Origin of the sequence: Paenibacillus chitinolyticus NBRC 15660, assembly GCF_000739915.1 — a bacterium.
GTDB classification, from domain to species: domain Bacteria; phylum Bacillota; class Bacilli; order Paenibacillales; family NBRC-103111; genus Paenibacillus_F; species Paenibacillus_F chitinolyticus.
Genome location: NZ_BBJT01000002.1, coordinates 19,849 through 45,130, shown reverse-complemented (window position 1 = coordinate 45,130; position 25,282 = coordinate 19,849). Strand labels below are relative to the sequence as shown.

Below are 25,282 nucleotides of genomic sequence, written 5' to 3'. Positions count from 1 at the left end.
AAGGCGCCATGTTTCAACTGGATTTGCTGGATACCAAAAAAAACACATCCGGGCGGAAGGGGCGGAGCGGAGGCTCCGTCTCCAATGTTTCCCTTAAGGATATTGCGATTGTCGGGATATCCGCCAAGCTGCCTCGTGCGGAATCGCACGAAGCCTTCTGGGAGCTTCTTCGGAGCGGTCAGGACCTGGTAGGCGGATTTCCGGTTTCCCGCAAGGAGGAATTGAAGCCGTATTTGCGCCGCATGGAGGCGCAATACGGCTCCGTTTCCTTTTTTGACGGAGCGTATATCGAAGATATTTCAGGTTTTGACTATTCTTTTTTCCGGCTTTCGCCCAAAGAAGCCTCGCTGATGAGTCCGGCGCAGCGCCTGTTCCTTCAGACAGCCTGGGGTGCGCTTGAGAATGCGGGGTACGGCGGAGATGCGCTGCATGGTTCTCGCACCGGCGTCTTTATCGGCTATAACGGGGACGCACTGCATGATTACAAGCGAATCATCGAAGCACTGGACCCCGACGCCTTGTCGATGGCGGCGCCCGGCAATCTGAGCTCCATGATACCGAGCCGGATTTCGTATTTGCTTAATTTGCGCGGACCGGCGATCAGCGTCGACACCGCCTGCTCCTCCTCGCTGGTAGCGGTCCATCTGGCATGCCAATCGATCCGCAGCGGCGAATGCGAGGCGGCAATTGCCGGCAGCGTCAAAATTAACGTGCTGCCGCTCGATACCGGCATACGGCTTGGCATCGAGTCAAGCGACAACCGGGCCAGAACGTTCGACGATTCGGCGGACGGAACGGGCATCGGTGACGGCGTAATTGCGCTGCTGCTGAAGCCGCTGTCCCGCGCGCAGGAGGACGGCGACCCTATTTATGCCGTCATCAAAGGCAGCGCGATGAATCAGGACGGCAGCTCGGTCGGCATTACCGCCCCGAACGCCCTCGCACAGGAGGATGTCATTGCGCGCGCCTGGCAGGATGCGGATATTGATCCCGAAACGGTGACGTATATGGAGGCGCACGGCACGGGAACCTCTCTGGGCGACCCGATCGAAATCGACGGGCTGACGCGTGCCTTCCGGAGATATACCGATAAACGGCAATTTTGCGCCATCGGCTCGCTGAAAACAAATATCGGCCATCTCGACCATGCCGCCGGCATTGCAGGGCTGCTCAAGGCGATCCTGTCGCTTGTCCACAAGCAGCTTCCGCCAACGCTTCATTACCGCTCTCCGAACCGCAACATTCAGTTTGTGGATTCGCCCGTTTATGTCAATGACGAATTGACGCCATGGGAGACGGACGGCGAGGCAAGAAGATGCGGAGTAAGCGCGTTCGGCATGAGCGGGACCAATTGCCATGTAGTGCTGGAGGAGGCTCCCGCCGGGATCCCTTCGGCTCGCTCGGACAGAGCGGAGCTGTTCTGCTTGTCCGCGCACAGCATGACGGCGCTGGAGCGGCTCGTGCTGCTGATGCGGGACTGGGCTCTGCAGCATCGTGACGACGAGAGCCGCAGCCTGGCCGACCTTTGCTACACCTTGGCCGTCGGCCGGGGAGCCCACCGGTATCGCCTGGCGATTGCGGTGAGCGGCTGGGAAGAGCTTGCCGAGACCTTGCATGCCGCAGCCGAAAGCGGCCTCACCGGACTTTCGCTGCCGAACGTCCGCTTCGGGACGGCCGACTCGGCTGCGGCCGGGAATATGCGGCAGCAACCCGTTCCAAACGAACGGGTAATGGAAGCGCTGGAGCTGGGTCAACGTTACGTGGGCGGATACGAGATCGACTGGAAGGCGATCTACCTAGGACAACGCCGAAAGCGGCTGCCGCTCCCGACGTATCCGTTCGATTCTCACCGTTGCTGGGTGGAGGAGGCGCGCGCCGAAGCGGCGCTTCCTACGCCATTTGCGGCTTGGAGAGGAAATTCGCTCGGTGAAGATATTCCCGAGGAGCTCCGACAAGAAATAAACGAGACGTTTGCCAGATGGCAAACCGCGCTGGAGCGCAGCGGCGGGATGACCAGTAAGCGCCGCAGCGGCGTTACGTTAACCGGAGAGCGTTCCGGCCTGGAATGGGAGCAGCAAATCGCGGATGTCTGGGGAGAGCTGCTCGGTTATGACGAATTGCCTGCGGATGCCGGGTTTTATGAGCTGGGCGGAGATTCCATTATTGCGCTCAAAATTGTAAACCGGCTCAGCGAGCTTGCGGGCGTCCGCATTCAGGCGACGGATTTGCTGGGGCATGCGGATCTGCCTTCGTTCACGGCGCTCATTGAGCGGCGGCTCAGAGAGAGCGGCGCGGATACATCGCGAAGCACGAACGCTCAGCACGATGGGCGAGGGACGGACGTCGGGAACGGCGGACACGAGACGAACAGCGGTCATGACGGGCAAGGGGCGAACGGCGGCCGTGACAGAGCAGGAGCGGACGGCGGGCATGTCGGGCCGTTAACCGGCCAAGCGTCCGACTCTTTGTCCGGCGATACGCTGGAGCCGATTCCAAAGGCTGCCCCGCAAGAGCATTATCCGGTTTCATCGCCGCAGAAACGCATGTATTTGCAGCAGCAGGCGATGCCGGATGATCGCAGCTACAATTTGCCCGAATTGTTGCACTTGGACGGGGCTATTGATGCAAACCGGCTAGAGGCTGTCCTGCAAGCGATCGTGGAGCGTCATGAGACGCTTCGCACCACCTTCCACGTCATCGACGGAGAGATCAGGCAGCTCATTCACGCCGCCACTCCTTTCCGCCTGATTCGCATGGAGGCCGATGAAGCGGAAGCGGACGGCGTGCTGCAAAACTTGTACCAGCCGTTCACGCTCGATACGGCTCCGCTGCTCCGCGCAGCCTTGCTGACGCTGGGGCCTGAGCGCCACGTGCTGTTTCTTGATATGCATCATATCGCATCCGACGGCATGTCGGCGGGCATTCTTTTGTCCGACCTGATGACTTTATATCAGGGTGCTTCGTTGCCGCCGCTATCGCTGCAATACAAGGATTATGCGGTATGGCAGGAGAGCAGGCCGCTCTCCGGGAACGCCGAACGGTATTGGCGGGAGCAATGCCGGGGAGACTGGCCGACGCTTGCGCTTCCGACCGATGCCCCTCGTCCTCCTGTCAAAAGCAATCGGGGTGAAACGTTCGACGTTTACGTCGAGGCCGGTTTGACGGCGGCTGTGCGCAGCCTCGCGGCCGAATCGGGCGCAACTCCGTTTATGGTGCTGCTATCGGCGTATTACACTTTCCTCGCCCACTATACAGGGGCCGAGGACATCGCAGTCGGCACGCCGATTGCGGGACGGAACAGGCGCGAGCTGGAAGCGATCGCGGGCATGTTCACCGGCACGCTGGCGCTGCGCGCTTATCCGCGCGCGGATAAGCCGTTCAGAACCTTTTTGTCCGAAGTGAAAGAGATGGCGACCGGAGCTTACGCCCACGCCGATTATCCATTCGAGGAAATCGCGCAATGGGTGGATAGAAGAGACGCCAGCCGGAGTCCGCTGTTTGACACGATGTTCATTATGCAAAACCTGGGTATTCCAAACGCTTCGTCTGCGGGATTGTCGTATCGTCACCAGCGCTTTGAGCATGGCACGGCCAAATACGATTTGATGATTCAGGCTGTAGAAAATGGTGCGGAACTGCGGCTTGTCGTGGAATATAATGCCGATTTGTTTCGCCGTGCGACAGCCGAGCGGTTCATGCGGCATTATGTGCAGCTGCTGCGCAGCCTGACGCTTCGTCCCGACGCCGCGCTCGGCGAAGCGGAGATGCTGACGGAGGAGGAGCGCCTGCACATGCTGGCGCTGGGGAGACGCGAAGCGGACTTTCCGCCGCCGCGCTGTCTGTATGATTGCTTCAAGGAACAGGCGGCGGCCGTTCCGGGCCTCCCGGCCGTGTCTTGCGGCGGTGAATCCCTGACCTATCGGGAGCTGGATCGCCGTACCGATGCGCTGGCGCGAACCTTGCGCGCCAAAGGTGTGGGACGCGGCAGCATCGTCGGCATCATGGCGGAGCGCTCGATCCCTATGCTGACCGCTATGCTCGCCGTGATGAAAGCCGGAGGCGCTTATATGCCTGTGGATCCGCATTATCCCGAGGAGCGCATTCTCTATATGCTGGAGGACAGCGGCGCGGATCTGGTATTCGTGGACGGTTCGCGTTCCGGAGCCGCGGGAATCGTGCCGGCCTCCCTGCAAGTGCTTGACATTGCGGATGAGACGCTGTTTTCCGGCGAAGACGACGCCGTCGCCGCATGGCCGCAGGACGCCGCCGATCCGATGTATGTCATCTATACCTCCGGTTCTACGGGTCAGCCGAAGGGCGTCATTGTGCCGCACCGCAGCTTTTACAATTTCGGACATTCGCTTAGAACGTTTTTCGACGGACAATACGGCGAGAGAGACAGATGCCTCAGCCTGACCAATATTTCATTTGACGTCAGCGTAGCGGAGTTGTTTATGCCGCTTATGTTCGGGGCTTGCACGGTACTTTATCCGGAACCTAAATTGCTTGATCCGCGGCGAATTGCCGAAGTGATTGCGGAAGAGCGGATTACATTCGCTTATTTGCCGCCGTCTTTGCTAAAAGAGGTTGCACGACTGCTGGAGCAATCGGCTTCCGCGATTACGCTGGACAAAATGCTCGTTGGGGTAGAGCCGATTAAAGACGAAACGCTGGAGCTGTATACGAAGCTTAATCCCGGGATTCGGATTATTAACGGCTACGGCCCGACGGAGGCGACGGTTTGCTCCAATATGTACGCATACAAGCCGGGCGCTTATCGCGGCGGCTATGTGCCGATTGGCGGGCCGATGCACAATGTCGAAATTTATATATTCGGCTATGGCGGCCAACTTGCCCCTATCGGTGCAGCCGGGGAGCTGTATATTGCAGGCAGCGGCCTTGCCGACGGTTATGTGAACAAGCCGGATATGACAGCCGAGCGCTTTTTGGCGCATCCGTACCGCGAGGGACGCTTCATGTATCGAACCGGCGATATCGCAAAGTGGCTGCCGGACGGCAACGCGATGTATGTGGACCGGGCCGACCAACAGGTAAAAATCAGAGGCGTGCGAATTGAAATGAACGAGGTTCGCTCGCAATTGATTTCCCTTCCCGAAGTGGAGGATGCGGTAGTGGTCGTCCGCGAGCAGGCAAGCGGCGACAAGGAGCTGTGCGCTTATGTGGTCGCATCGGACAAGCTCCCTTCGCGGGAATGGCGAAGAAAGCTGAAAGACAAGCTGCCGGAGGCGATGATTCCGGCCTATATCGCGGCGATTGACGCGATACCTCTGACGCCGAACGGGAAAGTGGACCGGCGAGCACTGCCGGAGCCGGAATTCGGGCTTCGGGAGCGGGGAAAGCCGGAGCTGCCGCGAGACGGGATGGAAGAGCGCGTCGCCGCCATTTGGGAAGAAGTGCTGGGCGATACGGCCGGGCCAATCGGCATTCACGACGACTTTTTCGAGCTTGGAGGCCACTCCTTGAAGGCTGCCGTGCTGGCGGGCAAGCTGCAGCAGGCGACGGGCGCCCTAGTGCCGCTCAGCCAGATATTCGAGCTTACCTCCATTGCGGAAATGGCCGCTTGGCTGAAGGAACGAGACGGCGCCGCTGCGGCGGCCGAGCCGATCCCGAAGGCGGAGCGCCGCGAGTGGTATCCGATGTCACGTGCCCAGCGCCGCCAATATATGATGCAGATGCTGGCCGGAGACGCCACCATGTATCATGTGCCGTTCGCGCTCCGCTTGCAGGGCAGGCTGGATGCGGCGCGGCTGGAAGACGCGTTTACGGCGCTGATCGCTCGCCACGAAAGTTTGCGGACGACCTTCCATATGACGAAGGACGAGTTCAGGCAAACGGTTCATCCGCCGTATGCGCTCAAGCTGGAGACGCTGGATTACACAGCGTTGACCGGGGACGAAGCGCTGCGGGGAGCACTGCCGGACGGCGCCGAGGTAACGAGGCTGATGAAAGTCTTCCAGCGCCCGTTCCATCTGGACAAGCTGCCGCTGCTGCGGGCGGGGCTGCTGCGGCTGAATGAGGAAGATCATCTGCTGCTGCTCGATGTTCATCACATTATTACGGACGGCGTATCCTCCGGATTGCTGGTGAATGAGCTGTCGCAGCTGTATGCCGGACAAGCGCTGCCGGAGCTGCGCGTGCAATACAGCGATTATGCGGTGTGGCAGGAAGCCGGATTTGAAAATGCCGCTTATGCGGAGGATGAGCTGTACTGGATGGAAATCTTCGAAGGCAAGCTTCCCGTGCTGGAACTGCCGACGGATCGGCCGCGGCCGTCTCTGCCGAGCTATAAGGGCCGCCGCCATTCGTTCCGGCTGGACGCGCGGACAACGGCGGAGGCGCGAAAGCTGGCGCGGGAAGCGAAGACGACACTGTATACGGTGCTGCTGGGCGCTTTTGCCGCGATGCTGGCCAAATACAGCGGGCAAGCCGAAGTGATTGTGGGCACCCCCGCCGCCGGCAGGGAGCATGCCGATACGCATGGCATGATCGGCATGTTCGTCAACACGCTGGCGCTGCGGACCAGGCCGGAAAGGGACAAGACGGTACGGGCCTATATGGCGGAGCTGCATAACCATGTCGTAGAGGCGCTTTCGCGCCAGACGTATCCTTTCGAGGAGCTGGTTGAAGGGCTGAAGGCAGATAGCGACAGAAGCCGCAATCCTTTGTTTGACGTCATGTTTGTCTTGCAAAATATGGACCGGGCGGTGATGGAAGCAGACGGCGTCGTCTTTGGCGAAATGCCGTTCGAGGCGGGGACAAGCAAGTTCGACCTGACTCTTGAAGCGGTAGAACGGGAAGCGGAAATCGAGCTTCAACTGGAGTACGCCACGGATTTGTTTCATGAGGAAACCGCGCGACGCATGGCGGAAAGCTATACCGTACTCGTGCGGGAGATGTGCAAATCGCAGGGTCGCACGGTCGGCGAGCTTGAGCTGATGAGTGAAAGCGAGCGGGAGCAATTGCTGGCTCTGTTGTCCGGAGGAGGCACGCTGCTACAGGCTGCGAGTAGAGAGGGGAGCAATGGTAGGATGGAAATTCGAGCTGAGAAAGGCATGACGGACCGGCAAGGAGACGCGGCGGCGGCTTTCACGCAAGCAACGGCGAATTGGACGGGGTTTGTGCAGGAAGTGGAACGCCAGGCGGCGCGCACGCCGGATGCGACGGCGATTCAATTCGGTGCGGAGACGGTGACGTACGCCGAGCTGAACGAACGCGCGAATCGGCTTGCCCATTCCTTGCGGGCGAAGGGCGTGGGGTCCGAGCGAATTGTCGCGCTGATGGCGTCCCGCAGCCCGCTGCTGCTTGTCGGCATTTTGGGTATTCTGAAAGCCGGAGGCGCATATGTCGCTATTGATCCCGCTTACCCGAAAGAGAGAATCGACTGGATGCTTGAGGATTGCGGCGAAGCGCTTCTGCTGACCGAAAAAGCATATGCCGGAGTCGTAACGAGAGCCGTTGCCGAGTGGTATCTGGACGATCCTGAGCTGTATGCGGCGGACAGAGGAAATCCGGATTTTGTCCATACGCCGGACCATTTGGCGTATGTGCTGTATACGTCTGGCTCGACCGGGCGTCCCAAAGGAGTGATGATCGAGCATCGCGGGCTGTCGCATTTTATCAGCGGCTTCCGAAACCGGATTCCGTTTGAGAAGGGCCAGAGCATCCTGGCGATGGCATCGGCCTCCTTTGATATTTTTGTCGTTGAAAATCTGCTTCCGCTCACGCTGGGCATGAGGATTGTACTCGCGAGCGAAGAGGAACGGGGCGACGCCGCCTTGCTGCAAGGCCTGATTGACGCGCACGACGTCGATGTGCTGCAAATTACGCCGTCGCGCTTCAAATGGTGGATGAATCAGCGAGGCGAAACGGACGGTTTGCAGAAGCTGCGCATATTGATGATCGGGGCGGAGCCGCTGACGGCCGATGTGCTCGGCAGGCTGCGCGCCGCTACCGGAGCCAGATTGTTTAATTTGTACGGTCCGACGGAGACGACGGTGTGGACCTCAATCCGGGAAGTGACCGAAGGCGAGGACATTTCGATCGGCACGCCGATCGAAGGTTCCGTCATGATGGTGCTTGACGAAGGACTGAAGCTGCAGCCGACAGGCGTGACGGGCGAAATTTGCATCGGCGGGCCGGGCGTCGGGCGCGGGTATCTCAGCCATCCCGAATGGGATGTCGCTTTTGTGCCGAATCCGTATGCGCCGCGCGAACGCATGTATCGCACGGGCGATCTTGGCCGCAGGCTTGAAAATGGGGAGTTTGCCTACGCGGGACGCCGCGATTTCCAGGTGAAAATCAGAGGCCACCGGATTGAAATCGGTGAAATTGAGCAGCTGCTGCTTCGCCATGATCAGGTGAAGGAAACGGTCGTCACCGCGTTTCAGGAAGAGGATGAGGAATATGCGCTTTGCGCGTATGTCGTCATGCAGAACGCGGCGGATGCGGATGCGGAGCCGGACGGCGCCGCGCCATCCGACCCGTTGACCAGGCAGTTGCGCGAATATCTCGTGGACAAGCTGCCTTCTTATATGGTCCCGGCCTTCATGGTCGTTCTGGATGCGATTCCGCTTACGCCAACGGGCAAAATCGACAGAAGGTCGCTGCCGAAGCCGGGACCGGCCGATGCGGGCAAACGCGAGCTTGTTCCTCTGTCGACGGATACCGAGCGCAAGCTGGCGGAGATTTGGAAGGAGCTGCTCGGTACGGATGCGATCAGCGCCAAAGACAGCTTTTTCGATCTTGGCGGCCATTCCCTGAAGGCGGCGGGCATGATCAGCCGCATTGCGGAACGATTTGGCATCCAAATGCCGCTGCGCGATATTTTTATGAATCCTACGCTTGAAGGTTTAGCGGCCCATCTGGACAATAGCGGAACCATGGCGGCCGCACGCATTCCGAAGCAGCCGGAGCGCGAGCATTACCCGATGTCAAGGGCACAGCGCCGCCAATTTATGATGGCGCTGATCTCGGACGAGGCAACGATGTACCACGTGCCGTTCGCCGTGCATATGCAAGGCAAGCTCGATGTGGAGCGGCTGGAGGAAGCTTTCCTTGCGATAATGCGCCGCCATGAATCGCTCAGAACGACGTTCCATCACGAGGAGGACGAGTTCCGCCAGCGCGTGCATGCGGAGCCGGTCTTTACGCTGGAGCAGGGCGCCAGGCTGAGAATGGCGGCGGGCAAGCTGCTTGCGGAAGGCGGAGACGAAGGATTATTCGGCGGTATCAGCGCGCTGATGGAGCGCTTTATCCGTCCGTTTGATCTCGGAAGTCTCCCGCTGTTCCGTGCCGGATTGATTCCGCTTGGCGAGGAGCGCCATCTGCTGCTGCTGGACTTGCATCATATTATTACCGATGGCGTCTCCGTCAGCGTCCTGCTGCAGGAACTGACCACTTTGTACGGCGGCGGCGAGCTGCCGGAGCTGGATATCCAGTACCGGGATTACACGGTATGGCAAGAAGAACAAATCGGCAGCGAGGCCTATATGGGACATGAGCGCTACTGGCTGGAGGCGTTCGAAGGGGAGCTGCCGACGCTGGAGCTCAAGACGGCCCTGCCAAGACCGGAACTGCAAAACTTCAAGGGCAGTCTGATCAACTTCAGACTGGATGAGGAGCTGACGCTCAAGATCAAGGCGTTTGCGCGCGAGCGCGGCACGACGTTGTACACGGTGCTGCTCGGTGCTTATTCGATGCTGCTGAGCAAATGGAGCGGTGAGGAGGATATCATTGTCGGCACGCCGGTAGCAGGCCGTAATCACGCGCAGCTGGAAGGGCTGATCGGGATGTTCGTCAATACGGTTGCGATTCGCAGCTTCCCGGAATCGTACCGGACCGTTGGCGATTATTTGTCCGAGCTGCATGAGGATGTGCTGCGAGCACTGGAACACCAGAATTACCCGTTTGAGGATTTGGTGCAAAAGCTGGGAATCGAACAGGACCGCAGCCGCAATCCGCTGTTCGATACGATGTTTATTTTGCAAAATATCGATCGCGTCGCTTATCGTTCGGGCGGCATTGAATTCGATCCCAAGGAATTCGATCCGGGCGTCAGCAAATTCGATTTGACGCTTGAAGCGGCGGAGCGGGACGGCAGGATCGGCTTTACGCTGGAATTTGCGACAAGTCTTTTCCGCGAAGAGAACGTCTGGGCGCTGGCGGATGATTATACGGCGATCATACACGCGCTGGTCGAAGACGGAGCAAAGAAAAAAATCAGTGCTGTGCTTGCGGCAAGCAAGCTTGCTTGAACCAACATTATAAGCCTAAGGAGGCGGGGAACGATGAAGCTGTCGATGGAAAGGAAACCGTTTAACGAGTTTTGGATGAACTGCATGCTGAACCAGGCGTTTTCCATTGCGGTGTCGGTGGAGCCCAGCTACAGGGATGCGGCGTATTTGAACATTTACCGGTACTATCCTTGGGAGGCCGCAACAGACAAGGACTTTCGCTATCCGACAATTGACACGCTGTATTATATGGACGATCCGGCTAGATTCCCGCTGTCGCAGGTGATCCGCTATATCGAGCCCGGTCATTTCCGCAGCAAAGAGACGGTGCCGGATGAAATCAGGGCGATGCTGGAGGGCGGACGCAACTTGAGCGTAAACGTCGATCTGTATGACTGGCTGCCGGGCAGTATGGCCTGGAAAAAATTCCATTGGTATCATTATTCGCTGTTTAACGGCTACGACAAGGAGCGCGGCACTTTCTACGTTATTGACGATACGCTTGCGGGCTACGAGGAGCACGAAGTGCCGGAGGAAAGGCTGCTCAAGGCGTACGGCAACTCGGAATACAACGTGAACCCGAGCTATTTGGGACCTGCCTTCTACGTATACAACCTGCATGAAAAGATTCAGCCCTACGAGTTGAAGCTGGCTGAGGTGGTAGAAAATGCGGAGCGGCTGGCAAGGGAACTTGCCGAGTTCTCAATAGAGGGCATGTGGAATGTAGATTCCGACCCGGAGAAGAAGCAAGCACATTTAACCTATGGCCTTGTCGGCGTCAACATCATTTGCAACCGGCATATCGCCAACATGTCGCTGCTCCGCTCCATGCGGGAGAAGGGGCTGATCGGCGAAGCGCTGCATGAGTCGCTGTCCGTTCAGCTTGGCGCAGTGAGGGACGGATGGGATCTGGTGAAGGACCGCTTTGTGACGGGGGACTTCGAACGCGGCAGAGAGCTGGCACTCGCGGACGATTTGTTTGCGAAGGAAAAAGCGTTCTGGACCACGCTTGTCGCCGGCGCGTAAAGGCCGCTGCGTCAACATGTTACCCGGGAGGCGGGCGTTATGACGATATCTTTAATTTGTTTGCCCTATGCAGGAGGCTCTGCCCAAGTGTACAAACGCTGGACAAACCGGCTTCATCCTGGCGTGCGCCTGGTGCCGGCCGAACTGGCTGGCAGAGGAAGCCGCATGGACGAGCCGTTCTATGCGGACGCGGCGGAAGCCGTGCGGGATTTACTGCCGCTGGTGAGGGAGACGGCCCTTAGCTCCGACTCATATGCTTTTTTCGGCCACAGCATGGGCAGCCTGCTCGGGTATGAGGTGCTGCATGCGCTGCGGGAGGAAGGATTCCCGCTGCCTGCGGCAGTCTTCCTCTCCGGCAGAGGGGCGCCGCATTGCGAGCAGGAGAAGGCTCGCCGGATCCATACGCTTCCGGATGACGAGTTTCTCGAGGAAGTGAAACGGCTCGGAGGCATGCCGGACGAGCTGTTCCGGCATCGGGAGCTGCTGGATATGTTTATGCCGATCCTAAGAGCCGACTTCAAGCTTGTCGGCGAATACGAGCATCGGATGCGGCCGCGGCTGCCGCTCCGGCTCACCATCTTGAGCGGCAAGGATGACGACTCCGTCAAAGGCCCGCTCTGTGAATGGGAGCGTTATGCGACGGGAGGCTGCGAGCTGATGCTGTTTGAAGGCGGACATTTTTTCCTGCATGAGCGGGAATCCGATGTTGTATCGGTGATAAACAAAATGCTGACCGAGGCGCCTGCCCCGATCTGACCCTGAGGAGCGTGATGGAAGATGCTGAACAAACATGCGATATGGTTTCCCGGTCAGGGCTCGCAGCGCGTCGGAATGGGAAAAACGCTGAGCGAGCGGCATCCGGTTGTCAAAGCGACGATGGAGGAAGCGAACGAAGCGCTGGGCATGCGCCTTGACAGCCTGATGTATGAAGGCCCGATAACGGAGCTGACGCGGACGGACAATGCCCAACCCGCCATTCTTGCGCTTGGCGTGGCGATGTACCGCGTCTACAGCCGGGAATGGGGATACCTACCTGCGATGGCCGCCGGCCACAGCCTGGGCGAGATTACCGCTTTAACCTGCGCGGGAGCCATAACGTTCCCGGATGCGCTCAGGCTTGTACGCCGCCGCGGCGAGTTGATGCAAGGGGCCGCCGCTGCGGGGATCGGTTCGATGGCCGCCGTGAACGGGCCGAGTCCCGATGTTGTCGCCAAAGTATGCTTGGAAATCAGCGCAGGCTGCACGGACGGAAGTCGTATTGTTGTGGTATCGAATATGAACTCAGAGCGGCAAACGGTGATTTCGGGCCACAAAGAGGCCGTCCATGAAGCGTCAGAAAGACTGTCCGCCCACGGGGCCGCAGTCATTCCGCTGCAGGTAAGCGCGCCGTTTCATAGTCCGTTGATGGCGCCGGCGGCGGCGCAATTTGCCGAAGTGCTGACCCGCGTCTCGTTTGGAGAAATGGATTTTCCCGTAGTTTCCTCCTTGACGGGTCTGCCTTTCGGAAATACGGCGGAGATCCCGGGTATGCTGGCAAGGGGATTGACGGACCCCGTCAATTGGCCGGCGGTCCTTACATTCCAGAAAAGCATTGGCGTTGCCGCTGCCGTGGAACTGGGTCCGGGCAATGTATTGAAACGGCTGGCTCCATCGGACGCACTGCGCGTATTCGCTTTTGACGACAAGGAGGATGAGGCGCATCTGGTTGCCGCAAGCCGGCAAACGGACGCTTATTCGATTGATCTGCTGAATCGTTGTCTGGCTATCGCCACTTGCGTCCGCAACCGCAACTGGAACAAGGGTGAATATGAACAAGGCGTGGTTTCGCCTTACCGCGGCGTGCAGCAGCTGGTCGATCGGTTGCGGGAGACGGGAGAGCAAGTGGCGGAAGCGCATGTTCGGCAAGCGCTGGCGATGCTGGAATCGGTGTTTCGCACCAAAGGCACGTCCGCCGAAGAGCAGGAGCGGCGGTATGCAAGACTGCAGGGTGAGTTCGGCCTGCGCGGCTTGCCAGGCGTTTCTCCTGCCGACCGGCCATACGCGGGCAGTCTAGTATAGGAAGGAGCGTGGGCATGGGTATCCGGCTGGCAAATGATGAGTTGGGTCAAGATGAAGTCGAGCGCCCGGCGGAGCTGCCGTCTCCCGTGGAGATTTTGCAGGCATTGATCCGCTTTAATACAACAAATCCGCCGGGCGAGGAAGCCGCATGCATCATGTATATCCGGCGACTGCTTGAGAATGCGGGCATTGAGACGCGGATCTATGCGCTTGATCCGGCCCGGCCCAATCTGCTGGCCAGGATAAAGGGCAGCGGGGAGGCACCGCCGCTGCTGCTGTACGGGCATGTCGACGTCGTTGGCACAGACAAGCAAGCCTGGAGCCGCGACCCGTTCAGGGGCGACATTGAGGGCGGCTTCGTCTGGGGACGTGGCGCCCTTGATATGAAAGGCGGCGTGGCAATGCTCGTATCGGCTTTCCTCCGCGCGCATGTCCGCAAGCTGCCGCTGCGCGGCGATCTCATTCTGGCGATTGTCAGCGACGAGGAAGCAGGGGGCGAATACGGGGCTTCCTTCCTGGTAGAGCGGCATGCCGATTATTTTACGGGCGTAAAGTATGCGCTCGGCGAGTTCGGCGGCTTCTCGTTTCATGCGTTGGGGAAAACCTTTTATCCGATTATGGTGGCGGAGAAGCAGCTATGTTGGCTCAAAGCGACGATTCGAGGAGACGGTGGCCACGGCTCCATGGGCAATCCGGGAGCCGACTGTATGGCGCAATTGGGGAACATGCTTCAATCGCTTAGCAGGAATAAGCTGCCGATCCGTGCGGTACCGGCCGCCCGGTTGATGATTGAAGGCATGGCCTCCGCACTGCCGCTGCTGCCGGCGCTGCTGCTGAGAGGGCTGCTGCGCCCCCGGCTGGGGGGCGTCATCCTGAAGCTTCTGGGGGAAAAGGGCGAGACGTTCGCCCCGCTTCTGCGAAATACGGTCAGCGCGACCGTCGTTCGCGGCGGCGAGAAAATCAACGTTCATCCAAGCGAAATTACGGTCGAGCTGGACGGCCGAACGCTGCCGGGCGTCACTCCGCAGCAATTTATGGACGAACTGCGCCGATTCGCGATTCATGATTCGATCGGGCTGGAAGTCCTCCGCCATGACCCATGCGCCGCAGCTCCCGACATGGGGATGTTCGGTTTGCTGTCCGATGTGCTGAAAGAAGCGGATAAGGAGGCCGTTCCCGTGCCGATGCTGCTGCCCGGAGGAACGGACGGAAGATTGTTTGCGAGGCTCGGCATCCAAACCTACGGTTTCCTGCCAATGCCGCTTCCCAAGGACATGCAGTTTACCAAACTGATTCATGCGGCGGATGAACGCATTCCCGTAGAAGCGATCGGGTTCGGCACGGATGCGATTTACCGGGTGCTGGAGCGGTACGGAGCGCAGCCGCTGTCATCGGATGGTTAGAGCAGCTTGCCATGCACATGCCGTTAACCGTTGACGGCAAGGAACATGCAAGTTGTGCATTGAAGAATAGCCCAAGTTCAGGGCGACGTTCACCGGGAACTAACCTCATAGCGTGAGACAAATAGAAGCACCTTCAAAAAAATCTTCCAAGTCGTAAGACGCGGAGGACAATTTTGAAGGTGTTTTTGTAGGGATAAGAACTTGTATCCTTAAGCGCAACGGAGATTAATTCGCCGACCATGGTTATATGAACAACTTGTGTCTCGAGAATGCTAGAAATAGCCCAATTGAGTCATTGTAACGAGAAACCGTATGGCTATAATTAGTAAAGACTGCAAGAAAAATGAAGGGAAATGATGATGGAAAAAACAAATTATACTCGTTTTTGGCGATGGCATTTTTACGCCGCATTGTTTATTACGCCGCTTCTTATTACGCTAACATTAAGCGGTATTGGGTATTTGTTTTATACAAATGTAGAAAATAATTGGTACAAGAATGAATTTTTTAACCAAAGCAGCCAAACCGAACAATTGACGATCGATCAAGGTATGGAGAAAGCAAAGCAAACATTCAAGGACTATTCGGTTTCAAAAGTTATTGTGTTAGAGGATCCGTACAATACGCGTTTAACGATGACAAATAAAGATGGCGATCAAAAATATGTATTTTTAGATTCGAATTATCAAATTGTCGGCAGCCAAAATCCAAAATATACGTTTTCCAATGTGATGAGAGAGGTCCATAGTTCACTATTTGTGGGGGGAACTGTTGTTAACTACTTAGTTGAATTGGCCGCATGCTGGGCAATCTTCCTGCTTCTATCCGGTATTTATATGACATTCAAAGGAAGGGCATTGAAGAAGGAGCCGAATCCAAGCAAGCGGCAAAAGAATCTGAAATGGCATGCGCTGATAGGTACGATCATTACAATTCCAATGGTGATCATTATTTTTACCGGATTGCCTTGGTCAGCTCTTATGGGTGATTTTATATACTCCGCAGCTCAAAAGTATCCGTCTATTGGAACTCCGGCATTAAAACAAAATCCGCCTACTTCGGATATAAGCGAAATTCCTTGGGCTACTCGTAAAAATGAGCCGCCGGCTTCAACCGGAGGATCTCATGCTGAACACAACGGGATGGCTGCCATGGATCATACGTCCAACCCAAGCGGGATGATCGCGGTCCAACAGTTGATGAACGAGGTTAAGCAAGCCGATATTTCCAAGCCATACTCCATCATTTACCCAAAAAATGAGCAAGGGGTATATACCGTTTCTAAAAGTAGTAATACGGGAGTGACCGGCTTAGACGTTAGCCCGTATGATGAAGTAACAGCCTATTTTGATCAGTATAGCGGTAAATTGATTTCAAAGGTCGGTTTTGAAGATTATGGAATTCTAGCCAAATGGTTTACATGGGGAATCCCGCTGCATGAAGGCCACTTATTCGGCTGGCTCAATAAAGTACTGAATCTGGTTGTATGTCTTTTGTTCTTACTCGTTATTTTCTGGGGCTTTAGAACGTGGTTAACTCGGAAAAAGAAGAATTCCTTGTCGGCTCCACCGAACCTATCAAGTAAGTTATCGGTTGGATTTATTATTTTCATGCTCTTATTAGGATGTATGATGCCGCTATTTGGCATTTCCTTAATTTTGGCCGTGTTGATTGAAATTATTCTTTCTTTTAAAAAGAAATTTCAAAATATGAATATTGCCAAGTAGACATTTCAGGTAGTACCCGATGAAACCTGGAGGAAACGACCAAACAGATGTTCAACAATCAAATCTCATAACAAAGGCTACCGACACAATCGGCAGCCTTTTCCTCATACTGGCAGGAAAATTAATTTATAACGATACATTCCTAAGAAATATTTAGATATCTATTGTATGGTTAAGGCGAAATAGGAAGGTGGGAGGAAACATTCATGGTTAGGAAACAAAAAATTGTAGTGATTGGTGCAGGGATTGTTGGCGCATCAATGGCTTACAACTTGGCAAAGCGCAATCAGGATGTCACTTTAATCGAGTGCAATTCAACGGCTGCGTGTGAAGTAACCGAAAAATCTTTCGCTTGGATTCATTCATCAAGCCGGGTTTTACAAAATTATCGGCATTTATATGATGCAGCACTAACCGAATACCATGCATTAGAAAAAGAACTAACTGAGTTAAAGATAAACTGGCACGGCGCACTGACATGGGGAGTTCCTGCAAGTATGGAGGAGTCTTATATACAAAAATTAAATCGACAGCAGATCATGGAGCTGGAGCCTAACTTGAGGGAATATCCCGAAGAAGCTGCTTACGCGCGTGAAGAAGGCGCTATTGATCCTATTTGGACAACAAAGCTTTTGGTGGATAAGGCTAAAGAAAAGGGAGCGAAAATACTTTTTGATACGAAAGTAATGAAAATAAGGACAGAGGATGCCAAGGTTATTGGCGTTCAAACCTCAAACGGTTTTATCGAATCGGATGTTATCGTAGTAGCAACCGGCGCTGCTTTACCGGAACTTTGCAAGCCGTTAGGCCTTGATGTTCCTGTCGCTCCTTCGCCTTCTATTATTATTCGCATGAAATCGAATGAAAAGTTAATCCATACTTTAATCTCGAATTCACAATTTGAAGCAAGACAACTAACCGACGATACGCTCATAGCGGCCGAAGATTACAGGGATGAGTCCGGAGAAAATGGGCCGGAGGAAATTGGAAAACGAACGTTTGAAATCCTGCGTCATGGTTTAAAAGGCGGAGAGAAATTGGAATTGGAAAGTATCAAGGTAGGAATGAGACCTATGCCCGTAGACGGATACCCCATTGTTGGCTTTTGTAATCAGGTAAAGGGGCTGTATCTAACCGTTATGCATGCAGCCATTACGCTGGCTCCTGTTATTAGTCACTTGGCTGCAAGCGAAATCATAGACAACGTACGAATGAAAGAATTAGACAGCTGCCGGTTATCCAGATTTTAAACGTTTGAGTATTACGTTGCAGCACTGGAAGAAGAAGCAGTAAATGCCGGAATAGCTAAGAAAGTTGCAGCTCAGGGACTTCATACCCGTGTGGGGAGATGCTAGATTATACGCCAAAGAAAAAGATGATCCTAAAAGCTGGTTCAGTTGTTAAATGTAAAGTTTCTTGAGAAACTGATGTATATTTCGTCTATAATGATGTCATCGCCATTAACGCAGTAGCGGGAGCGGCAATTGAACCGGCACGGGAAACGATATATATTCTTGTTATTTAACGATACAAGTTCTTGATGAAGTTGTACGGGATGGTGACTATGGCAAATATTAATGATATTGCAAGACGTGCAGGAGTGTCAGTTTCTACAGTATCAAGAGTGTTGAACCACCATCCTTATGTATCACAATTGAAGAAGGCTGCTGTGCAGCGTGTGATTGATGAATTGGACTATGTTCCAAACCGCTCGGCTGTCGATTTAATTCGCAAGGAAACAAGAAGTTTTGGTGTAATCATGCCGTACAATAACAATCAAGCCTTTGATCAATTGCTTCACGGTATTCTTAATCGATCGGTCGAACGTGATTATACAGTGATGGTTCTGCCTACTAAGTACAACACAGAAAAAGAGCTCAGCTATTTAAATAAGCTGAAAAATAAACAACTAGATGGAATCATCATCACCTCTCGTGCGAATTCTTGGGATGCCATTATTCCATTCACTAAATATGGGGCAATCGTCGCATGCGAATATACAGAACATCCTGAAATTGGTTGTGCTTATATGGATCGGTATGGATCTTACTTAGAGACATTTCAAATTCTAAAGGATAAAGGACATTCACACGTCGCTTTTACGACAGCAAGAGGAGAAGAAAGCAATAGTACTCAACTGACGATAAAAGCATATCAGCAAATATTCGGGAATTTTCCACCGGAATATCATATCAAGGATTGCTACAGCATTGCCGACGGTGTAAGAGCGGCACAACAACTTCTTCAGAGTGAGTTAAATCCAACCGCTATTTATGCGAATGGCGATGAGGTTGCGACAGGTATTTACAAGTATGCAAGGAGTATTGGGATTGGGGTGCCGGAGGATTTAGCAATCATTGGACAAGAGAACCAGCCTGTTGGAATTGGACTGGAACTATCCACGGTTGATCATCAACTTGTGAAAGTCGGTGAACTAGCCTTCGATCTAACAATTGAAAAATCTAAGGAAAAGGTAGAGATTCCTTACAGAATAATTTTACGTCAATCGATATAGCTGTTGACCTGAAGTAATTTGCTGAATATGTCGGGTGACAACAAAATAGTAACATTAGAAGCCGCTGATTATGCGGCTTTTTATTTTATGATATTAAGTTCTTGTCAAAAAACAATGACAAGAACTTAGTATCACCCGACTAATTCTGAAAATGCAGCAGTTTCATAGTTTAAAGTGTATTTTTAAGTAGTTCAGGAGAAGCGGATAGAAATCAGGCTTGAAGTGAACACCGTTGTCCGCGTAACGGATTTTGTTGGCGGCGAAGAGAGGTGACAAGTCAACATAATCGATTTTGACTTCATGGCCAACTGTTCAAGCGCTTTGTTGAAGTCCGTTATGCTCGCATACCTATACTACGAGGGCTATCTTTATGATGAGGACGACCCTCATAGTGTAATGATTGATCAAATAACACTCAACTTAACTGTTCATACAATCCGACTACGGAGAGCTTTACTTTTTGTTGAGAAAATAAGTTCAGATCTATTATCATTTTCGATTTGTTTTTACGGAGCTGCAGACGATGCCCCAGAATGGAATCAGCCTGGTATAAGAGATGATGAGTTTGATGAGTTCATACACCTTCTGATCTCACTCTAAGGACAACTTACCAGACGAACAGTACAAGCTAATAGGTAACTCTTGTTTACTTTACCGAAACGCGTTGCGCTAACAAGGAACGATAGCCCATAAAGAAATGCGAGCAGCCAACCATGATCTGCTCCCCTTACGGTAAACAGTGAAATAATATAACCTGCTACTGTGAGGGGAGATTTTACATGTCTAGGGGATAATATAATGCTTTTTAAATCTCTGTGCTGGAATGCGGCACTTGCTGAATCCTGCAAACTGTGATATTTTAGTTTCAATGGAAACAATATGGAGTGTGAACCGGAACATGGATTATCCTGAAAGTATCAAGGTGTTAATTTATAATCAATTGCTTCATTTTTTCCATTTGCAAGAACAGCGGCTGGAGCTGGAACTTAAAGAAATCAAAGAGTTGGTGCAGCTTCATCAGCTGAAAGGCGTCCCTGGAAGTTTATCGACCATCCATGTCCTGGATTGCATCGGCAATCACGAACCGATCAATCATTCCGCGATTGTGGATAAATTAAATTTGTCGAAGGCGAAGCGGAGGAGCAGAGCTTTATCCGGTTTTTGGACAGTTACTCCGATAGTGAGCATCAGACGATTTTGAAGTTTTTTCAAGGCATGACCCGGTATGTTGGCGAGAGATAAGCTAAATTTTTTTATTATTTTTGTTCACTTGTAAACTATATTCACGAGGAGGGATTATGTTGGATTTTTCCCAAACGATTAGAGAACGTAGAACCATCCGTAGATTCAACACAACACCGGTAGCGCCGGAACTGCTCGTATACTTGCTGAACGGAGCGGCAAGCCTGTACGAGGCCGAGGGTACGCCGCGCTGGCGTTGTATTTACGCCGGCACGCCGGAGTCGCGTCAAAGGCTGGTTGAGAGCATGATAGCTAAGATGAAGGAAAGCAAACTCGGGAAGCTCATTCCTGTCAAAATGATCGATTTTCTCATAAAACGAATAAAGGATATTCCCGCTCACCTGATCTTCATTGCAGAATCCGCCGCTAATCGGCGGCAGAGCGACGAAAATTACGCAGCAGTTTGCAGTGTCATGCAAAATTTTCAACTGTTGGGTTGGGAGCGCGGGTTGGGCATGCTGTGGGACACGGACCCCATGCTTCAAAGCGAGTCGTTTCTTGCGGAAATCGGTTTGCGGGAAGGTGAAAGGCTTGCAGGGATTTTGCATGCGGGATATTTCGATAAAGCGCCGAGATCCCGGAGAAGAACGCCGGCGAAGCAGAAATGGACCACAATCGGTGGAGGCGGGGAGCCAGATGGGCCGCAGTTGGATAACGTCCGAATTCCCGCGCAAAGCATTCTCGAAATGCTGAATGACGCCGTCTGGGCGCCAAACGATGGACTAAGGGAACCGTGGCGCTTTATCTATGTGACGGGCGGCGAAGCGGCCGGCAAGCTCCGAGTTTCGTATGGGGATGCGTCGCCGGCATCTCTCCTGATCGTGGCGAAGGAAGAAGCGGATCCCCACAAGCGGGAGGAGGATTACGCGGCGGTATGCTGTTTGATCCAAAATTTTCAGTTGTTAGCCAAATCCAAGCCTTGGCACGTGCGGCGCACGGTTCCGGAATGGATTTATGACCGGGAATGGTGCAAGCCGTTTGGGATTCGGCCGCAGGAGCGGATCGTAGCGGTGCTGGAGCTCGGAGGAGACGCTCAATCCTCGGAACCCGCTCCGGCTGCTCCCCAATTGCTGAACATCTCACATCTATGACAATACTGCTAGGAGCAGAACCGAGTAAAATATTTGTACCACGGAGTCACATCTTGAAGAGATGATTTTATAAATAGGGACAGAGCAAATGACAATAAACAAAAAGAGTTCAAGAAGAATAAAGGTTAGAGATGATAGCTATATTTGGACTGTTTCTCCAAACGATGGATATATCATCGTGATCGTTGAACATGAAGTAAGCCGAGGGAATCGTTTAGAGATTTATATAACTTCAGATATCGACAGCGTATGGGTGAAATTCCCCAATACAGAACATCTTAATTTGAAAATTGTCAGACCTAAAGATGTTGAGTTTTTTATTTGTCAGGCGCTTGACTTAGGGTGGATCCCAAAAGTTAAAGGAAAACCAGTTGTTTTTGATTTCAATGGTTTAAAAATAACAAGAAGATTAAGCTAATAGAGAACGTTAGTTCAATAAAACAGCGACAGTCTAGGACATTATTTTCTCATCCCTGGCCGTCGCTTTTTCAATTTCTAGGCTCAACCATGCTTATAATTACATTGCTTGCTCATGTTTGCAGTGTCAATGGGGCCTTACGCCAATACCCTTTTTCAGCGATCGAATTATTGACAACATAATCATTAAGCTAACAGGCAGATTACGCTAATGCTAACCGAGTGATATAATCTTATTGGCTAAAAAAGCAAAGCGATGCTTGAACATCAATTTGCCCGCCGTTACTGTTAATAAGGGGGATACCATGGACGCACAAAAAGCAGTATGCAAAAAGTATAAGGCTGATTTTCTTGCAGCTAACCATGATTTGAAGTTAGGTATTGCGTTAAATGTTAAAGAAGGAATCGTGCCTATTCATGGTCTGCGGATTAATCCCGAGGGAGATACGACTGGTTGGTACATCTGGGCAGGCGAAGAGTTCTCTGAAGACCCTGATTTCTTTGTTCCTTTACACGTTGAACATATAGATGAATGGAATCCGGAAATTAAAAGATACCTGGGATTAGCACCTGGCTGGAGATTTATAATCGCAAACAATTATGAGGATGTTTGGTTTGACCCCAATTTATTAGAATCCAGAGGGGAAGCAAATGATTAAATACAATTTCGATGAAATTATTGATAGAAGTACAACAGATTCAATTAAGTGGTCAAGAAGACATCTCAAGGAAAATTTTGACGATGAAGATAATATTCCGATGTGGATTGCGGATATGGATTTTAAAGTCGCTCAGCCTATTATAAATGCATTGATAAGCAGGGCGGAGCACGGCATTTTTGGCTATGGGCATAAGAGCGATGAGTTTCTGGACGCAGTGGTGAATTGGCAGCAAAGACGAAATGGCTGGAACATAAAAAAAGAATGGATCTTGTTTACACCAGGAATTATTCCGGCATTAAATTTCATTGTTGAAACCTTTTGCAACCCAGGGGATAAAGTCATTATTCAAACTCCGGTCTATTATCCTTTCGCTAATATAATCCAGAATAACGGCTGCCAAATTGCCAATAACCCGCTAATCCGAAACAATGGCAGATATGAAATTAATTTCGATGAGTTCGAAAAAATTGCACGGGACAGCAGAACAAAGTTATTCTTCTTATGCAGTCCGCATAATCCCGTTGGACGTGTATGGACGAGCGAAGAACTGCAAAGAATGGGCGAGATTTGTTTAAAGAATCATGTACTCGTGATTGCAGACGAGATTCATTCGGATTTGGTATATAAACGGAATTCGTTTGTGACATTCGGAAAAATTGCAGAGCAGCTTAAGATGAAATCAATCATTTGCACAGCTCCTTCCAAGACATTTAATCTTGCCGGGCTGCATGTTTCGAACATTATCATTCCGAATGATCGTGTCCGAGCAGAACTGGAACACAAATTAGCTTCGATTGATATTGACCCAAGCTCTTTTGCATCTGTGGCACAAATTGCAGCCTACAATGAGGGCGAGGAGTGGCTGGAGCAACTTCTTGTTTACTTACAGGGCAATCTTGATTTCATTAAAAAGTTTCTTGAAGAACATTTGCCCAAAGTAACTATGCTTGTACCCGAAGCTACATATCTAGCCTGGCTAGATTTTGGCGCCTATAACCTGTCGGATATGAAGCTGCAAGAAATGATGCGAAAAAGAGCGAATGTTGCATTGGATGATGGTTACATCTTCGGTACCGGAGGAGAACGTTTCCAAAGAATCAATTTTGCTTGTCCCAGAAGCGTGCTACAGAAAGCTTTAGAAAGATTGAAGAAAAGTTTCGAGGATGTTGAAATAGAAGTTTAAACCATGTCGGAGCCAGTTAAACGAATGGAAAACTATAGTTCAAAAAACGGCAACTGGCCATGACCGGCTGCCGTTCTTTGTCTTGTCTGATGACACATCAGTCGGAATCATCAATCGATATTCCCTTCAAAAGCAGTTTGATCGCCTTGACATGCAGGGCTGCATATTCTTCCCCGCTTAATTTTGGCATCGTTAGGCAGAGCTGCGTTGCGCCAGCCATGGTGGACATTACACCGAAACTCAACGTTTCGATATCTTCATGAATAAAAACTCCCTGGTCGATCCCTTTTTGCAGCACCTGTTTGATTGCACGATAGGCTGCATCTGTGATCTCTCTCAATGCAGCCAATGCTTCGGATTCACTGGAAAGTGTTCTGCCATACTCTTCGAGTGCATGGAGTAACGGACTTTCACAATCTCTTCCGAATAAATCAGCCATTTCAAGCAACTGCTGGCTGGGAGAGTTGGATTGCTCGGCCAAATGAAGCCACTTTTGTGACATTTGTTCCGAATGCTGGGTAAGCAATTGGAGAAAGAGCACCTCTTTGTTTTTAAAATGGTGGTACAAATTACCTTTACTCATCTGTGTCAAGACACATAAGTCGTCCATTGTGGCCCGATCATAACCTTTTTCTATAAATAACAACTTGGCATGGTTTAAAATAATCGTTTTTGCTTCTTCTGCCGGCAGCCGCCTTCTACTCATAAGCTCCTCCAGGGAACCTTACAACCGGTTCCTCTTCTCTTTGAAAAATTGAAAAGCGCTATATGAGATAACGATAGCAAAAATCCCAAAGAATGCAAACCTCATATCCAACGTATGGCGGTAAACAATACTTTGCAGCCCCATGTTATCCAAAGCCGATGATCCATATCCCCAAATAGATGTATTGAAAATGTTTGTGGCAAAATGAATCCCGATTGGAGCGGCCAGCCCATTGGTGTGATAAGCAACGATTCCCAGAAAGAATGCTCCTTGCAGGTAATACAGCGGTCCAAAAATTCCGTAGTTTAGCATTTCGGGGTTTAGTCCATGGACCAGGGCAAATGTCAGGGAAGTGAGGAAGATCGACCAGAATACACCGCCTCTTAATGATCTGAACAAACGGTACATATACCCTCTGAACAAAATCTCTTCGGCAGCACTTTGAAGCAAAATCAAAGGGGCAGTAACAAGGAGTACCCCTAACCACGGAAGCGGATTGAAATGAAGCGTAAAGGCTTGCGGGTGCACGACGATATCGACAAGTAAATACAAGATAAGTGCCAATACGTACAGCGAAAAATAAGTCGCAAATTTTCGGTAATTAGGCCTTTTATCTTCAAACAAAAATGCTCTAAAACGAATGTCGAAAAAATATCTGGTAACGATGTAGACTCCGAGAATCAGGAAAATAAAGGACAAATAGAGCGTGACCAAACTAGGTAATCCTGAGCGAGCAGCGGGAATTAAAGCATGAATTAGATTTACCCATAATAAAGCGCCTCCTTGCCAAATAATGAAAATGACGATAAACCCTGCGAAAGATTTGAAGCTGAATGGTATCGGCGGTTCGAGCCCATAATTTTTTTCCATGACATCCACCTCATTCTTATCGTATATACCGACTATGTAGTCGGTAACTACAATATACGTATCCAATACAGATCTGTCAACACAATGACCACAACCCGTATTTATTTATGGTTTAGAGCAGAGAGGACA

The 25,282-nt window shown here is 52.1% G+C and carries 15 protein-coding genes; 13 read left to right on the top strand and 2 right to left on the bottom strand.

The window, feature by feature from the left end; genetic code table 11:
* The first annotated feature begins 8 nt into the window (after window positions 1–8).
* The 13 genes from PCH01S_RS01990 (at window position 9) to PCH01S_RS01930 (ending at window position 23,577) form a co-directional block, all read left to right on the top strand.
* Complete coding sequence (locus tag PCH01S_RS01990; RefSeq protein ID WP_042226373.1) at window positions 9–10,274, top strand: non-ribosomal peptide synthetase; 10,266 nt, start codon at window positions 9–11, stop codon at window positions 10,272–10,274.
* 33 nt (window positions 10,275–10,307) lie between these two features.
* Window positions 10,308–11,279 (top strand): hypothetical protein, encoded by a 972-nt coding sequence (locus PCH01S_RS01985; protein ID WP_042226370.1) that lies wholly within the window; start codon window positions 10,308–10,310, stop codon window positions 11,277–11,279.
* Between the two features lie 39 nt (window positions 11,280–11,318).
* A complete protein-coding gene (locus tag PCH01S_RS01980; protein WP_084706499.1) occupies window positions 11,319–12,035 on the top strand; it encodes a thioesterase II family protein in 717 nt (238 codons plus the stop codon).
* 21 nt (window positions 12,036–12,056) lie between these two features.
* Window positions 12,057–13,337 carry an ACP S-malonyltransferase gene (gene fabD, locus PCH01S_RS01975; RefSeq protein WP_042226368.1) on the top strand — a complete coding sequence of 427 codons (1,281 nt, stop codon included), beginning with the start codon at window positions 12,057–12,059 and terminating at the stop codon, window positions 13,335–13,337.
* A 14-nt stretch (window positions 13,338–13,351) separates the two neighbouring features.
* Window positions 13,352–14,740 carry a M20/M25/M40 family metallo-hydrolase gene (locus tag PCH01S_RS01970; RefSeq protein WP_042226367.1) on the top strand — a complete coding sequence of 463 codons (1,389 nt, stop codon included), beginning with the start codon at window positions 13,352–13,354 and terminating at the stop codon, window positions 14,738–14,740.
* Window positions 14,741–15,099: 359 nt separating this feature from the next.
* Window positions 15,100–16,467, top strand: a complete 1,368-nt coding sequence (locus PCH01S_RS01965; RefSeq protein ID WP_042227367.1) for a PepSY-associated TM helix domain-containing protein — start codon at window positions 15,100–15,102, stop codon at window positions 16,465–16,467.
* A 206-nt stretch (window positions 16,468–16,673) separates the two neighbouring features.
* Window positions 16,674–17,717, top strand: a complete 1,044-nt coding sequence (locus PCH01S_RS01960; RefSeq protein ID WP_042226364.1) for an NAD(P)/FAD-dependent oxidoreductase — start codon at window positions 16,674–16,676, stop codon at window positions 17,715–17,717.
* 314 nt (window positions 17,718–18,031) lie between these two features.
* A complete protein-coding gene (locus tag PCH01S_RS01955; protein WP_042226362.1) occupies window positions 18,032–18,982 on the top strand; it encodes a LacI family DNA-binding transcriptional regulator in 951 nt (316 codons plus the stop codon).
* 898 nt (window positions 18,983–19,880) lie between these two features.
* Window positions 19,881–20,183 (top strand): hypothetical protein, encoded by a 303-nt coding sequence (locus PCH01S_RS01945; RefSeq protein WP_241688679.1) that lies wholly within the window; start codon window positions 19,881–19,883, stop codon window positions 20,181–20,183.
* Window positions 20,184–20,280: 97 nt separating this feature from the next.
* On the top strand, window positions 20,281–21,315 hold the full coding sequence (locus PCH01S_RS01940) for a nitroreductase family protein (RefSeq protein WP_042226357.1): 1,035 nt from the start codon (window positions 20,281–20,283) through the stop codon (window positions 21,313–21,315).
* Between the two features lie 88 nt (window positions 21,316–21,403).
* Complete coding sequence (locus PCH01S_RS29540; protein WP_084706498.1) at window positions 21,404–21,733, top strand: hypothetical protein; 330 nt, start codon at window positions 21,404–21,406, stop codon at window positions 21,731–21,733.
* 304 nt (window positions 21,734–22,037) lie between these two features.
* Window positions 22,038–22,391: an immunity protein Imm33 domain-containing protein gene (locus PCH01S_RS01935; protein ID WP_042226355.1), complete on the top strand. Its 354-nt coding sequence runs from the start codon at window positions 22,038–22,040 to the stop codon at window positions 22,389–22,391.
* Window positions 22,384–23,577, top strand: coding sequence for a MalY/PatB family protein (locus PCH01S_RS01930; RefSeq protein ID WP_042226353.1), 1,194 nt, complete (start codon window positions 22,384–22,386; stop codon window positions 23,575–23,577). The genes PCH01S_RS01935 and PCH01S_RS01930 overlap by 8 nt, the downstream gene beginning before the upstream one ends.
* A 97-nt stretch (window positions 23,578–23,674) precedes the next feature.
* Here the strand turns inward: PCH01S_RS01930 and PCH01S_RS01925 are convergent, their stop codons facing one another.
* Together PCH01S_RS01925 and PCH01S_RS01920 are read right to left on the bottom strand one after the other, a co-directional pair.
* Window positions 23,675–24,283 (bottom strand): TetR/AcrR family transcriptional regulator, encoded by a 609-nt coding sequence (locus PCH01S_RS01925; RefSeq protein ID WP_042226352.1) that lies wholly within the window; start codon window positions 24,281–24,283, stop codon window positions 23,675–23,677.
* Window positions 24,284–24,301: 18 nt separating this feature from the next.
* Window positions 24,302–25,153 carry a CPBP family intramembrane glutamic endopeptidase gene (locus PCH01S_RS01920; protein WP_241688678.1) on the bottom strand — a complete coding sequence of 284 codons (852 nt, stop codon included), beginning with the start codon at window positions 25,151–25,153 and terminating at the stop codon, window positions 24,302–24,304.
* Between the last annotated feature and the right edge of the window lie 129 nt (window positions 25,154–25,282).

Coding starts and splice junctions, on each gene's coding strand:
- PCH01S_RS01990 (WP_042226373.1), top strand. CDS start 9: ATGTTTCAACTGGATTTGCTGGATACCAAAAAAAACACATCCGGGCGG.
- PCH01S_RS01985 (WP_042226370.1), top strand. CDS start 10,308: ATGAAGCTGTCGATGGAAAGGAAACCGTTTAACGAGTTTTGGATGAAC.
- PCH01S_RS01980 (WP_084706499.1), top strand. CDS start 11,319: ATGACGATATCTTTAATTTGTTTGCCCTATGCAGGAGGCTCTGCCCAA.
- fabD (WP_042226368.1), top strand. CDS start 12,057: ATGCTGAACAAACATGCGATATGGTTTCCCGGTCAGGGCTCGCAGCGC.
- PCH01S_RS01970 (WP_042226367.1), top strand. CDS start 13,352: ATGGGTATCCGGCTGGCAAATGATGAGTTGGGTCAAGATGAAGTCGAG.
- PCH01S_RS01965 (WP_042227367.1), top strand. CDS start 15,100: ATGGAAAAAACAAATTATACTCGTTTTTGGCGATGGCATTTTTACGCC.
- PCH01S_RS01960 (WP_042226364.1), top strand. CDS start 16,674: ATGGTTAGGAAACAAAAAATTGTAGTGATTGGTGCAGGGATTGTTGGC.
- PCH01S_RS01955 (WP_042226362.1), top strand. CDS start 18,032: ATGGCAAATATTAATGATATTGCAAGACGTGCAGGAGTGTCAGTTTCT.
- PCH01S_RS01945 (WP_241688679.1), top strand. CDS start 19,881: ATGGATTATCCTGAAAGTATCAAGGTGTTAATTTATAATCAATTGCTT.
- PCH01S_RS01940 (WP_042226357.1), top strand. CDS start 20,281: ATGTTGGATTTTTCCCAAACGATTAGAGAACGTAGAACCATCCGTAGA.
- PCH01S_RS29540 (WP_084706498.1), top strand. CDS start 21,404: ATGACAATAAACAAAAAGAGTTCAAGAAGAATAAAGGTTAGAGATGAT.
- PCH01S_RS01935 (WP_042226355.1), top strand. CDS start 22,038: ATGGACGCACAAAAAGCAGTATGCAAAAAGTATAAGGCTGATTTTCTT.
- PCH01S_RS01930 (WP_042226353.1), top strand. CDS start 22,384: ATGATTAAATACAATTTCGATGAAATTATTGATAGAAGTACAACAGAT.
- PCH01S_RS01925 (WP_042226352.1), bottom strand. CDS start 24,283: ATGAGTAGAAGGCGGCTGCCGGCAGAAGAAGCAAAAACGATTATTTTA.
- PCH01S_RS01920 (WP_241688678.1), bottom strand. CDS start 25,153: ATGGAAAAAAATTATGGGCTCGAACCGCCGATACCATTCAGCTTCAAA.